This window comes from Achromobacter sp. NPDC058515 (assembly GCF_042721735.1).
Lineage (GTDB): Bacteria > Pseudomonadota > Gammaproteobacteria > Burkholderiales > Burkholderiaceae_B > Achromobacter.
On the sequence record NZ_JBHXNI010000004.1, the window covers coordinates 375157 to 389107 of the forward strand.

15 protein-coding genes are annotated in these 13951 nt (G+C 65.9%); 4 read left to right on the plus strand and 11 right to left on the minus strand.

What is annotated here, in order from left to right:
* Positions 1 to 527 precede the first annotated feature (527 nt).
* The 3 genes from ACFWP0_RS10475 to ACFWP0_RS10485 all read left to right on the plus strand — a co-directional run bounded on the left by ACFWP0_RS10475 (position 528) and on the right by ACFWP0_RS10485 (position 1334).
* Positions 528 to 728: a CsbD family protein gene (locus tag ACFWP0_RS10475; RefSeq protein WP_057284887.1), complete on the plus strand. Its 201-nt coding sequence runs from the start codon at positions 528 to 530 to the stop codon at positions 726 to 728.
* A 27-nt stretch (positions 729 to 755) separates the two neighbouring features.
* Positions 756 to 920, plus strand: a complete 165-nt coding sequence (locus ACFWP0_RS10480; protein WP_082586272.1) for a DUF1328 domain-containing protein — start codon at positions 756 to 758, stop codon at positions 918 to 920.
* A 75-nt stretch (positions 921 to 995) separates the two neighbouring features.
* Entirely contained in the window at positions 996 to 1334 is a 339-nt protein-coding gene (locus ACFWP0_RS10485) for a BON domain-containing protein (protein WP_377841762.1), read from the plus strand.
* Between the two features lie 99 nt (positions 1335 to 1433).
* On the opposite strand, the gene ACFWP0_RS10490 is transcribed toward ACFWP0_RS10485, so the two are convergent.
* The 10 genes from ACFWP0_RS10490 to ACFWP0_RS10535 all read right to left on the minus strand — a co-directional run bounded on the left by ACFWP0_RS10490 (position 1434) and on the right by ACFWP0_RS10535 (position 10837).
* Positions 1434 to 2306, minus strand: a complete 873-nt coding sequence (locus tag ACFWP0_RS10490; protein WP_377841763.1) for a PhzF family phenazine biosynthesis protein — start codon at positions 2304 to 2306, stop codon at positions 1434 to 1436.
* 76 nt (positions 2307 to 2382) lie between these two features.
* Positions 2383 to 3780 (minus strand): 4Fe-4S binding protein, encoded by a 1398-nt coding sequence (locus ACFWP0_RS10495; protein WP_377841765.1) that lies wholly within the window; start codon positions 3778 to 3780, stop codon positions 2383 to 2385.
* 40 nt (positions 3781 to 3820) lie between these two features.
* Positions 3821 to 4669, minus strand: coding sequence for an FTR1 family protein (locus ACFWP0_RS10500; RefSeq protein WP_377841767.1), 849 nt, complete (start codon positions 4667 to 4669; stop codon positions 3821 to 3823).
* Between the two features lie 14 nt (positions 4670 to 4683).
* Complete coding sequence (locus tag ACFWP0_RS10505) at positions 4684 to 5037, minus strand: cupredoxin domain-containing protein (RefSeq protein WP_349773884.1); 354 nt, start codon at positions 5035 to 5037, stop codon at positions 4684 to 4686.
* Between the two features lie 2 nt (positions 5038 to 5039).
* Positions 5040 to 5576, minus strand: coding sequence for an iron transporter (locus ACFWP0_RS10510; protein ID WP_377841769.1), 537 nt, complete (start codon positions 5574 to 5576; stop codon positions 5040 to 5042).
* A 222-nt stretch (positions 5577 to 5798) separates the two neighbouring features.
* Positions 5799 to 6377 carry a polyhydroxyalkanoate synthesis repressor PhaR gene (phaR, locus tag ACFWP0_RS10515; RefSeq protein WP_377841770.1) on the minus strand — a complete coding sequence of 193 codons (579 nt, stop codon included), beginning with the start codon at positions 6375 to 6377 and terminating at the stop codon, positions 5799 to 5801.
* A 119-nt stretch (positions 6378 to 6496) separates the two neighbouring features.
* Positions 6497 to 7234, minus strand: a complete 738-nt coding sequence (gene phbB / locus ACFWP0_RS10520; protein ID WP_377841772.1) for an acetoacetyl-CoA reductase — start codon at positions 7232 to 7234, stop codon at positions 6497 to 6499.
* 77 nt (positions 7235 to 7311) lie between these two features.
* The gene (gene phaC, locus ACFWP0_RS10525) at positions 7312 to 8949 is read right to left on the minus strand and encodes a class I poly(R)-hydroxyalkanoic acid synthase (protein WP_377841774.1); all 1638 of its coding nucleotides are present in this window, start codon (positions 8947 to 8949) and stop codon (positions 7312 to 7314) included.
* Positions 8950 to 9074: 125 nt separating this feature from the next.
* Entirely contained in the window at positions 9075 to 9839 is a 765-nt protein-coding gene (pgeF, locus tag ACFWP0_RS10530; RefSeq protein WP_377841776.1) for a peptidoglycan editing factor PgeF, read from the minus strand.
* Complete coding sequence (locus ACFWP0_RS10535; protein ID WP_377841778.1) at positions 9827 to 10837, minus strand: RluA family pseudouridine synthase; 1011 nt, start codon at positions 10835 to 10837, stop codon at positions 9827 to 9829. The genes pgeF and ACFWP0_RS10535 overlap by 13 nt, the downstream gene beginning before the upstream one ends.
* 140 nt (positions 10838 to 10977) lie before the next feature.
* On the opposite strand from ACFWP0_RS10535, the gene ACFWP0_RS10540 reads away from it, so the two are divergent.
* Positions 10978 to 11733, plus strand: coding sequence for an outer membrane protein assembly factor BamD (locus tag ACFWP0_RS10540; protein ID WP_377841878.1), 756 nt, complete (start codon positions 10978 to 10980; stop codon positions 11731 to 11733).
* A gap of 72 nt (positions 11734 to 11805) precedes the next feature.
* Here the strand turns inward: ACFWP0_RS10540 and ACFWP0_RS10545 are convergent, their stop codons facing one another.
* The gene (locus ACFWP0_RS10545) at positions 11806 to 13899 is read right to left on the minus strand and encodes an ATP-dependent DNA helicase (RefSeq protein WP_377841780.1); all 2094 of its coding nucleotides are present in this window, start codon (positions 13897 to 13899) and stop codon (positions 11806 to 11808) included.
* Between the last annotated feature and the right edge of the window lie 52 nt (positions 13900 to 13951).

Consider the following 13951-nt stretch of genomic DNA (forward strand, 5'->3'; position numbering starts at 1 on the left):
CGCAAAGCATACGGGGCGCCCTCGGGCGCCCCGTTCCATTCATGCCGGCAGCGCTCAGCTGCTAGGCGACACGACCGGCGCCGAGGCCTGATACCGGTCCGTCACGTGCGTGCATCCCACGGCCGCCATGGCGCCCAGCACCAGCAAGATCGCGCTGCAAAGTCGTTTCGTCATGCCTGCCCCTCTCCGTTTCCGTGTCGAACCGCCAACCGGGTTCCGCCCCGACTATACCGGCGCGCGCCCCGGCGAGCCAGCGGCCGCCCAGCAGATCCCGTTACCAGCCCCGCTCAAAAGGGGACAAAACATTGCTGGAATGTAACGCCCGCCCCTAGTACAGCTGCAAGCCTTCGTCGTCGCAGATTGCGCGCTTTCACCCTGCCCGCGCCGTTACATTTACCCACAGCCGGGTTTGACAGCCTCCCGGGGGACTCGTACGGTAGGGACTAGCTGATCAGTGTCCAACTCACCCGCGATTGCAGGACTTATAGGCCATAAGCCTGGGCTCGCAAGCAGACAGAGAGGTCACCATGAATAACGACATCATCGCCGGCAAGTGGAAGCAACTGGCAGGCAAGGCCAAGGCGGCCTGGGGTGAACTCACCGACGACGAGTTGACCCGCACGGAAGGCAACGCCGAACGCCTCGCCGGCCTGATCCAGGAGCGCTACGGCAAGACCAAGGAAGAAGCGCAAAAGGAAGTCCGGGATTTCTTTGACCGCAATCCCTGATCCGCTCAACCGCCAGGAGAAGCTGACATGCTGCATTACGCCGTAGTTTTCTTCGTCATTGCCATCATCGCGGCTGTCCTGGGTTTCGGCGGCATCGCCGCCGGCGCCGCGGGGATCGCCAAGGTGCTGTTCTTCGTCTTCCTGGTACTGGCGCTGCTGTCCATTCTGGGCGGCGCCTTCCGCAAGAAATAGAACACGCATCCAAGATTCACTGAGTAGCCACTGCGTCCTAAACGCGCTGAACCACCACTAACAAGGAGCATTACTATGGAAATTCGCAAGCTGATCGCCGCCGCCGCACTGGGCACGGGCGCTGTCTTCACTTCCATGGCTTTTGCCGCCAGCGACGGCAAGCCTAAACAGTCCGTGGGTGAATACGCGTCCGACGCCACCGTGACCACCAAGGTCAAGGCCGCCTTCGTGGCCGACAAGCAACTGAGTGCCCTGGAAATCGCCGTGGAAACCAATAACGGCGTCGCGACCCTGACGGGTAGCGTGGGCACTGCCGCCGAAGCCGATCATGCCGCCACCGTGGCGCGCGGCGTCGAAGGCGTCAAGCAGGTCATGAACAACATCAAGGTCGATCCCGCCAAGAACAAGAAGTAAGGACGGCATCGTTCCAGGCTGAAGCCTGAAGAACAAAGCGGCGCCCGTGGAGACACGGGCGCCGCTTTCTCATGGGCGAGCGCGCGTGGCGCCTTAGCCTTACAGCGTCACCGCGCCGCGGCCGATCTCCAGCGCGCGTCCGCCCACCTGGATGCGGCCGTCGGCGGAAACGTCCAGCAGCAGGCGGCAGGGCCGGCCCATCTGGTCGCCTTGCTGCACCAGGATGCTGGCCGGCAAGGGATGCTGCCGATGCTGCAGCCAGCCGCCCAGGTTGGCGCAGGCCGAACCCGTTCCCGCATCCTCGTGGACCCCGCCTCCCGCCTTGGCAAAGAAGTACCTGGCCACCACCACCTGGCGACCGTCCTGCACATTGCCTTCGTCGAAGGCAAACACATAGAGCGTCTTGCGGCCCAGGCTGCTGGCCTGCCAGCGGCCCAGCCTGGATGCGTCCGGCGCGGCCCGGCGCACCGCGTCCACGCTGGCAAGGGGCACCAGCAGCTGGTCGGCGCCGGTGTCCACCCAGATCGGGTCGTTCAGCAGGTCATCGTCATGCAGTCCGACCAGGCCCGCAATCTCGGCGCGGTCCAGCTCGGGCCTGGCGGTGCGCACCCCATCGGGGCATGGGGCGGTAAAGGTCCAGGCGTCGCCGCGGGCCACCACGGGCACGACGCCGGCCTTGAATTCCAGCGTCAGCGCGTCGCCCGCCTGCAGCAGGTCGCGCACGACCTGCGAGGTGCCGATGGTGGGATGGCCGGCGAACTTCATTTCGTAGCCCGGCGTGAAGATGCGCACTCGCGCGTGCGCGCGGTCCGACGGCAGGATGAAGGTGGTTTCAGACAGATTGAACTGCGCCGCCAGATTCAGCATGGTCGCATCGTCCATGCCGCGCGCGTCTTCGAACACGCAAAGCTGGTTGCCGCTGAAAGTGGAGGAAGCGAAAACGTTGAGAAGGCGGAACGCGTAGGTGGCCATGGCGGAACGAAAAGTTGGGGAAATGCCGGCGGTTCCGGCGCAGCCCCAACTTTATCGCAGCGCCCGCGATGACGGACTACCAGATCGCGAAGAACAGCACCCAGGCCAGACAGAACGGCGCCAGGCCGGCCGCCAGCGCCAGCCCGGCCAGGCTCTTCCTGAACACGCTCGCCTGGCGTTGCTTGAGCAGGCGCGCGAACAGGCGCAGCGTCCAGAGCACCGCCAGCGCCAGCAGCGTGAAGCGCACGGGCGCGGCCCAGGCGGCTTGCACGCCTTCGTGCTTGAGCAGGTTGACCGTGGTGGCCGACAGGCCCAGGAACACGCCGATGCCGGCCGAGGGAATCAGGGCCTGCGCCAGCTTGTGCAGGCCGGGGCGGCCCCAGCGGGTAGCGTGCGCGCCGGGCGCGGGCGCCGCGGGCGCCAGGCGGTCGGCGATCCACAGCGACAGGAAGCTCGCGCCGCCGATGCAGACCGTGGCGCCGACGACGAACATCAGGATGCCCGCGCCATCCAGCCACGAGAAGCTGTCGTTCACGTCCGGATAATGCGTGAGGATGAACCAGGGCGCGTTGTCCATCAGCGGCCACATGATGTCGCGTTCGACCAGCCACGTCGCCGCCCATTGCTTGGCGGTCACGTACCAGGGGCTGGCGCTCCAGAGGAATGCGCCCATGGCGATGCCCATGAGGCCGAAGCACAGCAGCGCCGTCTGCCAGGGATCGCCGTCGGTCACATGGACGATCTCTTCTTCGGGCGAACGCGGCGTCAGCGCGATCGCGCCGCGATAGCCGCTGCACCGGCCACAGACATGGCAGTCTCCGGCGCCCTTCATGTGGCGCAACGGCACCAGCGGCGCGCAGTTGATGGGTTCGATGCGGATGACCGGGTGGCGCCACTTTTCTTCGTCGACCTTGAAGTGCCAGGGCGCCAGCTTGGCCAGCAGGTTGAACACGCCGTTGACCGGGCACAGGTATTTGCACCACACCCGCTTGCTGCGCCCGTAGCGCCAGCCGACGATCATCGCCGCCACCGTGGATCCGCCCAGCACGGCCAGCACCGCCAGCGGATACTGGTACACGCTGACCAGCTGCCCGTAGACCGTCGTCAGCGCAAAAGCGACAAAGGGCCAGCCGCCCCAGCGCATCCACTTCGGGATGGCGCGGCCCTGCCCGCGCTCGCTCGCCCATTCGGTCAGCATGCCCTCCGGACAGAGCCAGCCGCACCAGGCGCGGCCCAGGATCGGCATGGAAATCAGCACGAACGGCCACCACACGCCCCAGAACGCGAACTGCGCCACGATCGTCAGGTTGTTGAACACCGACGCCGTGTTGTCCGGCAGCGGCAGCAGCGCGGGCACGATCAGCAGGAACGCATACATCGCGACAATGCCCCACTGCAGCTTGCGCAACAGCGGGGCATGGTCACGGAGAAAGTCGGCGATACGGGAGGTTGCCCTCCCGAGTGCAGCTGCCATGGTCAAACCTTCAAAAATCCAATCCGGCGTACAACCGGAATCAGGAGGCTCCCCGGGCCGCGGCAACCGGGGCGGGCTTGCCGTCCGCCCAGCGCAGCAGCGCCCAGACAACAATCCAGTAAGCCACCCACAACAAGACAGAGATCAGCGCGGGCATTGCGCGATAGCCGGCGAAGTCGGCAAGCACCTTGCCGAAACCGCTGCTGTCGCTCAACAGCCACGAGCTGTCCCAGACGGGGTCCACGATGGTCGGGAGGACGTCCAGCGAAATCAGGTGATCCAGGCCGCCCACCAGCAGCGAGCCGGCCAGGAGCAGCAGCAGGATTTCGGTCACGCGGAAGAAGCGGCGCCACGTGATGAGCTTGCCGCCCAGCTGCAGCAGCCAGAACGTCAGCAGCGCCACCGCGAAGCCCGCCACGCCGGCCAGCGCCAGCATCAGCATGTCGCTGCCGCCCTCGCCCGCCGACACCGTGCCATACAGGAACACCACGGTTTCGCTGCCTTCGCGGGCCACGGCAATGGCCACCAGCACGAGCAGGCCCCACCAGTTGTCATTTGCGACGGAAGCCCGGGCGCCGCTTTCGAGTTCGCCCTTGAGCGTGCGGCCGTGCGTCTTCATCCATACGACCATCTGCACCACCAGCGCGCACGCCGCCAGCGACATGATGGCCTGGAACCATTCCTGGCCTTCGTCGCTGAGCCAGGACGAGACGCCCAGCAGCACCAGCGCCAGCGCCACGGCCAGCCCCAGGCCCGCCGCCACGCCGCCCCACAGGTAGGGCAGCCCGCGCTTGCCTTCCGGCGAGGCGCGCAGCCACGTGTACAGGATGCCCACCACGAGCAGGGCTTCGACGCTTTCGCGCCAGACGATGAAAAGTACCTGTTCCATGACGTGCTACCGCGTTATTCCTTGGGCTTGACGACCAAGGTGCCTTTCACGCTCTGGTGAAAGTCATCAAAAAAGGGATACTCGCCGGGACGCGAGATGGTGATCACCACGAAGGACTTCACCCCCGGTCCCAGTACTTTTTCCTTGCGCAGCGGAATGCTCTCGAACTCCACCGGCTCGTTGCTCTCGTTGATGAGTTCAATCTTGAAACGGCCTGCCGGCACTTCCAGGGTGGCCGGCTCGAACGTGCCGTCCGGCTTGAATCTCAGGGTGAACGTGGGCAACTCGTCCGCCTGCGCGGGCGCCATGCCCGCCACGCCGGCCAGGCCGATCAGCAATGCGGCAATAACGCGAAGCAGGCGGCGCACGATCAGTAACCGCCCTTCTTGCCGGTGCCGGCATAGACGAATTCATATTCCAGGTCGAAGGGCTCGAACCACGGGCCCACGCCGGTTTCCTTGTCGACGTGGCGGCCGAAGTGGCTCATCTTGTCCGCGGTCGGCGGCAGGATCGAGTACTTCAGCTTGTACTTGCCCGGGCCTTCAAGCTTGACGTTCTCGCCATAGTGCGGGCCGTCATTGGCGACCATGGGCATGAAGGTGCCCTTCTGCACGTTCTGGCTGCCGACCTTCTGGATTTCGTACTTCACGACCAGGTAAGGCACCCACTCGCCTTCCGGAAAACCTGTCTGGTTGCCGGCGGTGGCGTGGATGTCGGCCTCGAGGTGCACGTCGGAATCCTTGGCGGGACGCATCATTCCGGGAGGATCCATTTCGATCGGCTGCAGGTACACCGCGCCGATTTCCATGCCGCCCTTCTCTACCGGCTTGCCGATGGGGTATTCGGCCGCGTGGGCGGCGGACACGCTCAAAGCGACAATGGCCAGCGCCAAGGCTTTCTTGATCATGTGCTAAATCCTTGAGACACGAATGAAACGGCGGCTCTAAAATACAAACAAGAACCGTTTGCATTAATGTATCGGAATTTGCTGACATAGCCCTGAACCTGGAAGCCCCGAAATCGCCGGATCATTGCGCTGGGTCAAACAATAAAAAACCGGCGCGGCTCTTGCCGCACCGGTTCTTTTCCAGGATGGGGCCTTGGTTCAAGGCCCGCTTTTGTTCCGTCCCTACTTGCGTCCCGTGCCGGGGGTGCTGCCGGGCGTGCCGCCGGGCGTGAACGGGAAGGTCGAGAACATTGCGCGCGTCTGATCCTGCATCTGGTCCTGCATCTGCACGAACAGGTTTTTGCTCTGGTCGATGTAGTTGTTCATCATGTTCTGCAGCATGGGCGTCTGCACGTTCATGAACTGCGTCCAGGCCTCGGGGCCGAATTGGCTGCCGTAAAGGCCCTTGGACTGCTCGGCCATGCGCTGCTGGATCTCCATGAACGCCTGGATGTTCTTTTCCAGGTAGGAACCCATGATGCCCTGCATGGCATGGCCGTAGAAACGGATGATCTGCGACAGCATGTTCGAGGAGAACATGGGCATGCCGCCGCTTTCCTCTTCAAGAATGATCTGCAGGAGGATGCTGCGCGTCAGGTCCTCGGCGCTCTTGGCGTCGACGACCTGAAATTCTTCATTGGCCAGGACCAGTTGCTTGACATCTGCCAGAGTGATGTAGGTGCTGGTCCGGGTGTCGTAAAGACGACGGTTGGGGTACTTTTTAATCAGGCGCAGGCTGGCGCCGGTTTGTGCTTGCGTCATGTGTGTCCCCGGATCGGGCGATCTCTTAGACTTCGAATAAGGTGGAGTGTAATGCCGGACGGCCCTCTCCCCGAGGCCATCCGGCGCCGATGGGCCGCCCCATGGCGGCCCGCGATGCGTCAGCCCATGTGCAGGCCGCCGTTGAGCGAGAAATCCGCGCCCGTCGAAAAACCGGACTCGTCCGAGGCCAGCCACGACGTCATGGACGCGATTTCCTCGGGCGTGCCCAGGCGGCGCACCGGAATCGTCGCAACGATCTTCTCGAGCACATCCGGGCGGATGGCGCGAACCATGTCCGTGCCGATATAGCCGGGCGAAATGGTATTGACCGTGACGCCCTTGCTGGCCACTTCCTGCGCCAGCGCCATGGTGAAGCCGTGGATGCCGGCCTTCGCCGTGGAGTAGTTCGTCTGGCCGAATTGCCCCTTCTGGCCATTGACCGAGCTGATGTTGATGATCCGCCCCCACTGGCGCTCGACCATGCCTTCGATGACCTGCTTGGTCACATTGAACAGGCTGTTCAGGTTGGTGTCGATGACCGCGCGCCAATCGTCGGCGGTCATTTTCCGGAACAGCCCGTCGCGGGTGATGCCCGCGTTGTTCACCAGCACGTCGACCGGGCCCAGGTCCTTCGTGACTCGCTCGAAAGCCTCTACGGTCGAGTCCCAATCGGACACGTTGCCAACGGACGCATGGAACGTGTAGCCCTGCGCTGCCTGCTCATCCAGCCATTGCTGGTAGTTGCGGCTGGGGCCGCAACCTGCCACCACGCGAAAGCCATCCTTGGCCAAGCGCTGGCAAATAGAGGTGCCGATCCCGCCCATCCCGCCTGTTACGTAAGCCAGTTTTCCGCTCATTGGACTTCCTCCTGTGTGCGACGGACGCCTCGTTGATTAACTTTCTTATTGGCCTGGGTCAACCGCGTATCGCGGTGTCAGGCGGCCCGGACCTTCACGTACCTGCCAGGAGCCGGCTCGATCGGCCGGTGCTTGGCATTGCCTAATTTTGTGCGCGCCTTGACCTGCTTGCCGGAATGGCCGGACAGCCACTCCGTCCAGTCGGGCCACCAGCTTCCCGGGTGCTCGGCCGCCTGCGCGAACCAGGTGTTGGGGTCCCCCGGCAAGGAATGGCCGGCCTGCTCCAGGGAGTCGGCCACCCAGTAGCTGCGGCGCTTCTTGGCAGGCGGGTTCACCACGCCGGCGATATGGCCCGACGCGCCCAGGACGAAACGCTGCGGTCCGCGCAGCACCTGCGTGGACGCGTAGGCCGAGACCCACGGCACGATATGGTCTTCGCGCGAGCCGAAGATGTAGGCCGGCATCCGCAGCCGGGTGAGGTCCAGCGACATGCCCGCGGCCTGAGCCCGGCCCGGCACTTTCAGGTTGTTCTCGAGGTAGGTATTGCGGAAGTACCAGGAGAAGAAAGGCCCGGGAAGATTGGTGCTGTCGCCGTTCCAGAACAGCAGGTCGAAGGGAGGCGGCTTCTGGCCCTTCAGGTAGTTCCCGACGACGTAGTTCCAGACCAGCTCATTGGGCCGCAGGAACGAGAACGTGGTGGCCAGGTCGCGCCCGGGCATCAAGCCGCCCTTGCCCAGCTGATGGTCGCGCAACAGCGCATGGGCCTCGTCGACGAAGACCTTCAGGATGCCGGTGTCGTGGAAATCGAGCAGCGAGGTCAGCAAGGTCAGCGATGCCACGGGGTGTTCGCCGCGCGCTTCGGCCAGCGCCAGCGCCGAAGCCAGCATGGTGCCGCCCACGCAGAAGCCCAGGGCATTGACCTGCGGCTGCTTGGTGATGTCGCTGGCCACGCGCAAGGCCTGCAGCACGGCATCGTCCAGATAGTCGGACCAGGTGGCGCGGTCCACGCCGTCGGTATCGCCGGCCACCGGATTGCGCCACGAAATCAGGAACACCGTGTAGCCCTGCCCGACCGCGTGCCGCACGAAGGAATTCTCGGGCTGCAGGTCCAGGATGTAGAACTTGTTGATGTTCGGCGGGACGATGACCAGCGGCAGCTCGTGCACGGCGTCCGTCGACGGCGCGTACTGGATGAGCTGGAACAGCTTGTTCTCGAACACCACTTCGCCGGGCGTGGTCGCCACGTTGCGGCCGATCTCGAACTGCGATTCGTCCGTTTGCGTAATGCGGCCCTTCTTGACGTCGCCCAGCAGATTCGCCAGGCCTTCGTTCAACGCGCGGCCGGCGCTTTCCACGATGGATTGCTGGGCGTCCGGGTTGAGCGCCAGGAAGTTCGACGGAGACAGCGCATCGACCCATTGCATGATCGAGAAACGCAGGCGGTCCCGCATGGGTTCGCTGACCTGGGCGGCGTCCACCATGCGCGACATGGCGCGCGCGGACAGCAGGTAGGTATGGGCCAGCAGCAGGTGCGAGCCATTGGCGGCCCAGGCGTCGCCCGAGAAGCGCCGGTCGGACGGCGGCGCCAGCGCGCCACGCCGCGCATCGTCGCAAAGGCGCTGCCATTCGCGAGAAAATTCGGCCTGGATGTCGGCCATGATTTCCGGTGCCACGCTCACCGGAATGGGCCCTGCGGCGGAGAGATTGGCATTCACTTCGACACCTTGTTATCGAGACTTCTCGATTGATGTTGCATTCCGGGTTCAGGACTGTCAATGCGGGTATACAAGGAGGCATGCCGGGGGCCGGACGCAAGCCCGGAACCCGGCCTGGCGCAATATCAGACGGGGTTGAGCCAGGCCAGCAAGGCCATGCGTCCGGTTTCGCCGTCGCGCCGATAGGAAAAGAAGCGGTCCGACTGCGTCACGGTGCACATGCCGCAGAGCGATACCTCTTGTACCCCGGCGCGGCGCAGGCGGAAATCGGCCAGTCCGGCGAGGTCGGCCAGCCATTTGCCGGCGATGCCGGGCCGCGGCGCGAAGTAGCGCCGGGCGGCCGGGTCGTCCGCCACGAAGGCGTCGAGCACGTCCTGCCCCACCTCGAATTCCCCGGGGCCGATCCCCGGGCCGACCCAGGCGCGCCAGCCCGCGGCGCGCGGCGCCTTGGCGCGCATGGCGGCCAGCGTATGTTCCAGCACGCCGCCCGACAGGCCGCGCCAGCCGGCGTGCGCCGCGCCCAGCACCTGGCCGCCGGCATCGGCAATGACCACGGGCAGGCAGTCGGCCACCATGATGGCCAGCACGCGTCCGGGCTGCGCCGTGACGCTGGCGTCGGCCGCCGGCTCGTCCGGCACATCCGGCCGGTCGGCGTCCACGACGTCGCTGCCATGGACCTGGCGCAGCCACAGGGGCTCGCCCGGTACGGCGGCGCGCACGCGCAGCCGGTTCTCGGCCACGGCATCGGGGTCGTCTCCGGCCCGCCGCCCCAGGTTCAGGGTGTCATGCGGCGCCACGCCCACGCCGCCGGCGCGGGTCGTGCAGAAGTAGTTCACGCCGGCCCACTCGGGGCCGGTCACCACCGGCAGGTTTGCGATCACGCGTTCCATGCAATGTTTTCCTGGACCTGAATCATGTCGGCAGGCGCGGCGGCGGCGAATTGCACCTCTCCGCTGCCGCCCGGGTCGTCGAAATGCAGGGCGCGGGCATGCAGCATCTGGCGCTGCGCCCCCGCGATGTTCTTGCCGCCGTAGATGGTGTCGGCCAGCAGCGGATGCCCCAGGCTGGCCATGTGCACGCGGATCTGATGGGTGCGGCCGGTTTCCAGGCGGCAGACCACTTCAGTGACGCGGCCGCCGGGATCCGCCATGCCGCGGCGGGCGGGTGCGTAATTGGTCACGGCGGGCTTGGGCGCCACGGGGCGCTCGACGCTCATGCGCACGGGCACGCGCGGGTCGCGGCCGATGTCGCGGTCCACCTTGCCGGGACCGGCGATCCAGCCATGCGCCAGCGCCATGTATTCCCGGCCCATGCTGCGCGCCTGCAATTGGCGCACCAGGTGGGTCTGGGCCTTGTCGTTGCGGGCCACCACCATCAGTCCGGAGGTGTCCTTGTCCAGCCGGTGCACGATGCCGGCGCGGGCGACCTGCGCCAATTCGGGGTAGCGGTAGAGCAGGCCATTGAGCAGCGTGCCGCTCCAGTTGCCGGCGCCGGGATGAGTGACCAGCCCGGCGGGCTTGTTCACCACGATCCAGTCGGGGCTTTCGGCCACGACGGCGAATTCGACGGGCTCGGGCGTGAAGGCGCGCGCGTCGGGCGCGGGCTGGGCCCAGATGGTGAGCTGGTCGCCCGGACCGACCGTCTGCCGGATCTTGGCGGGCGCCCCGTTGACGAGCACGTTGCCGGACTCGATCCAGCCTTGCAGGCGATTGCGGGAATGGTCGGGCAACAAGCCCGCCAGCACCTTGTCCAGGCGGTCGGCGCGCATGGCGGACGGCACGGTTACAAGTTGCGGTTCACCCCGCGGGTTTTCGTCGGGATTTTCGTCGGCTAGACCCAGGAGTTCGTCGTCAGAAACAAGATCTGCGCTGGCGGCTGTATCGGACATGGAGACAAATCATATAATCAGCTTGCCATGCTAACACCAAGGATACGATTCTCGTGATTCACCACCCCGCAGCTCCCTCGAACCCCGCATCCCGTAGCGGGCCGGTTTTGCGCGTGGTTATCGCGCTATTTGCCGTCATCATGATCGCCGGTTGCGGCGCGACCGACAGCAAGTACGACAAGACCACCAACTGGAGCGCAGAACAGCTCTACGCCGATGCCAAGGCGGAAATGTCCTCCGGCGGCTGGAAGGAAGCGCGCGAACGCCTGACCGCCATCGAAAGCCGCTATCCCTTCGGCGTGTACGCCCAGCAAGCCCTGCTTGAGCTGGCCTACGTCAACTGGAAGGACGGAGAAAACGAACAGGCCCTGGCCGCCATCGACCGCTTCCAGCAGCTCTATCCCAACCACCCCGGCACCGACTACGCCCTGTACCTGAAGGGCCTGATCAACTTCACGCCGGCCAGCGCCTTCATGGCCAACATCACGGGCCAGGACCCCGCCGAACGCGATCCCAAGGGCCTGCGCGCGTCCTACGACGCCTTCAACGAACTGATCAAGCGCTACCCGGAAAGCAAGTACTCGGTGGACGCCGAAAAGCGCGTGGCATGGCTGGTCAACACCATCGCCATGAACGAAGTCCACGTCGCCCGCTACTACTTCGAGCGCGGCGCCTACGTGGCGGCCGCCAATCGCGCGCAGACCGTCATCACCGACTTCGAGGGCGCCCCCGCCACCGAAGAGGCGCTCTACCTGATGGTCGAGTCCTATGACAGGCTGCACATGACCGAACTGAAGAACGACGCCCAGCGCGTCTACGACAAGAACTTCCCCAACAGCGAGTTCAAGACCAAGGGCCTGCAGGCCGACAAGAGCTGGTGGAATCCCTTCAACTGATTCCGCCCGCATGGGAAAAAGCCCCTCGTTTCACGACGAGGGGTTTTTTTTGCCTTGGCAAACCGGACGGCGCTACTGATCGCCGGTTTTGCGGCGGTAGAACGCCAGCACCTCTTCCAGCTCGCGCGTCCGGGCAAACGGCGGCAGGCCACGCCACAGGCGCTTGCCATAGGGCTTTTCGACCAGGCGCGCGTCGCCCACCATCAGGACGCCCCAGTCCGACTCCGTGCGGATCAGGCGGCCCGCGCCCTGCTTGAGCGAGATGGCGGCTTCGGGCAGCTGGTATTCCGAGAACGGATTGCCGCCCTGCGCCCGGCAGGCCCGCAGGCGCGCTTCGATGACGGGATCGTCGGGCGGCGCGAACGGCAGCTTGTCGATCGCCACCAGCGTCAGCACGTCGCCGGGCAGGTCGATGCCTTCCCAGAAGCTGGCGCTGCCCACCAGCACGGGGTGCTTGAGCTTGCAAAAGCGGTCGAGCAGGTCGCGGCGCGTGCCCTCGCCCTGCTTGAGCAGCGGCCAATCGTGCCCCGCGTCGTCGAAGGCGTCGGCCAGCAGGTTGGCGACCTTGTCCACCGCCCGCAGGGTCGTGCACAGCACCAGCGTCCCGCCCGGGCTTGCCTCCAGCAGCGGCAGCAGGGTCTGCACGAAACGCTCGATGAACTGCGGCGACTGCGGTTCGGGCATGCCGCGCGGCACGAACAGCAGCGCCTGTTCGGGGTAATCGAATGGAGACTCCCATTTGCCCGTGCGCGCGCGCTCCAGCCCGAGCTGGCTGGTGAAGTGCGTGAACTCGCCGTTCACGGACAGCGTCGCCGAGGTCATGATCCAGGCCTGGCCCGGCTTGCGGTACTTGGAGAAGGCCTGGGCCACCGACAGCGGCGCCGAATGCAGGCGCACGTGGTGCAGGCCGTGCTCGACCCAGCGCACCGCCGGACCGGTCCATTGTTCCGCCGCGGCGGCGCCTTCCAGGATCGCGGCCGGCGTGGCGGGGCCGTCGCCCAGCGCGGATTGCGCGACCGGTTCGGGCGCCTGGTCGTCCCGGCCCCAGCCTTCGTCGTCCGCGCCGGCATTGGCGCGCCCGGGCGTCGCCCAGCGCTTGAGCCGCACCGAGATCTCGGCGCCGGCGCGCGCGGCGGCCATCAGGTCCGGGTGCTTTTCCGATACGGCGCCCAAGGCCTTGGCGGCGCCGTCCACGGCTTCGCGCAGCGCCATCAGCGCTTCGTCGAATTCCTCGGGGTTGGGTATGGCCTCGAAGGTCGCCTTGCGGCCCGGCATCTTGTCCAGGGGCGCACAGGCCAGGCGAAGTTCGCGCGCGGCGGTTTCCAGATGGCGGCTGACGTCGCTCCATTTGGCCGCTTCGCGCGCGTAGGCCAGGCCCGCGACTTCCAGCGCGCGGCCGAAGTCCATCAATTGGTGCGTGGACACGCTGCTGCCCAGAAAGCGCGTGGCGGTGTCGGGAAGCTGGTGCGCCTCGTCGAAGATGACGGTGTCGGCTTCCGGCAGCAGGTCGGTGACGCCCTCTTCGCGCAGCACCAGGTCGGCCATGAACAGCGCGTGGTTGACGACCACCACGTCGGCTTCCTGGGCCTGGCGGCGCGCCTTGACGACAAAGCAGTCGCGGATGCGCGGGCACTCCTGGCCCAGGCAGTTCTCGCGCGTTGAAGTCACGCGCTGCCAGATATCGGCGTCTTCCGGCACCTGCGCCAGATCGCCCCGGTCGCCCGTCTTGGAGATGCCCGCGAACACCTGGATCTGGCGCAGTTGCTGGATCTCGGTGCGCGACTTCAGGGCGCGCTCATCGCCCTGCAGGCGTTCCAGGTGGTAGTGGCAGACGTAGTTGCCGCGGCCCTTGAGCAGCGCCGCGGTCACGGGCGCGGCCAGCGCGGCGCGCACCCGCGGCAGATCGCGCGCGAAGAGCTGGTCCTGCAGGGTGCGCGTGCCGGTGGAGATCAGCACCTTGCCGCCCTGGATGAAGGCGGGTACAAGATAGGCCCAGGTCTTGCCGATGCCGGTGCCCGCTTCGGCCACCAGCGTGGCGCGGTCCTGGATGGCCTGGCCGATGGCCTGGGACAGCTCCACCTGCGAAGGGCGCGGCTTGTAGCCGGGCAAGGCCGTGGCCAATGGCCCGTCCTCGTCGAAGAATTCGGAAATATCCAGGTCCAGCATTCAGGCAGCCTAGTGTCGGTCAACGGTGAACCGGTGCCGGACAAGCGGTTCG

Excerpts from the sequence above, each read along its gene's own strand:
- ACFWP0_RS10495 (WP_377841765.1), bottom strand. The coding sequence starts at position 3,780 with ATGGCAGCTGCACTCGGGAGGGCAACCTCCCGTATCGCCGACTTTCTC.
- ACFWP0_RS10480 (WP_082586272.1), top strand. The coding sequence starts at position 756 with ATGCTGCATTACGCCGTAGTTTTCTTCGTCATTGCCATCATCGCGGCT.
- ACFWP0_RS10485 (WP_377841762.1), top strand. The coding sequence starts at position 996 with ATGGAAATTCGCAAGCTGATCGCCGCCGCCGCACTGGGCACGGGCGCT.
- ACFWP0_RS10475 (WP_057284887.1), top strand. The coding sequence starts at position 528 with ATGAATAACGACATCATCGCCGGCAAGTGGAAGCAACTGGCAGGCAAG.
- ACFWP0_RS10510 (WP_377841769.1), bottom strand. The coding sequence starts at position 5,576 with ATGATCAAGAAAGCCTTGGCGCTGGCCATTGTCGCTTTGAGCGTGTCC.
- ACFWP0_RS10535 (WP_377841778.1), bottom strand. The coding sequence starts at position 10,837 with ATGTCCGATACAGCCGCCAGCGCAGATCTTGTTTCTGACGACGAACTC.
- ACFWP0_RS10490 (WP_377841763.1), bottom strand. The coding sequence starts at position 2,306 with ATGGCCACCTACGCGTTCCGCCTTCTCAACGTTTTCGCTTCCTCCACT.
- phbB (WP_377841772.1), bottom strand. The coding sequence starts at position 7,234 with ATGAGCGGAAAACTGGCTTACGTAACAGGCGGGATGGGCGGGATCGGC.
- pgeF (WP_377841776.1), bottom strand. The coding sequence starts at position 9,839 with ATGGAACGCGTGATCGCAAACCTGCCGGTGGTGACCGGCCCCGAGTGG.
- ACFWP0_RS10500 (WP_377841767.1), bottom strand. The coding sequence starts at position 4,669 with ATGGAACAGGTACTTTTCATCGTCTGGCGCGAAAGCGTCGAAGCCCTG.
- ACFWP0_RS10545 (WP_377841780.1), bottom strand. The coding sequence starts at position 13,899 with ATGCTGGACCTGGATATTTCCGAATTCTTCGACGAGGACGGGCCATTG.
- phaR (WP_377841770.1), bottom strand. The coding sequence starts at position 6,377 with ATGACGCAAGCACAAACCGGCGCCAGCCTGCGCCTGATTAAAAAGTAC.
- ACFWP0_RS10540 (WP_377841878.1), top strand. The coding sequence starts at position 10,978 with ATGATCGCCGGTTGCGGCGCGACCGACAGCAAGTACGACAAGACCACC.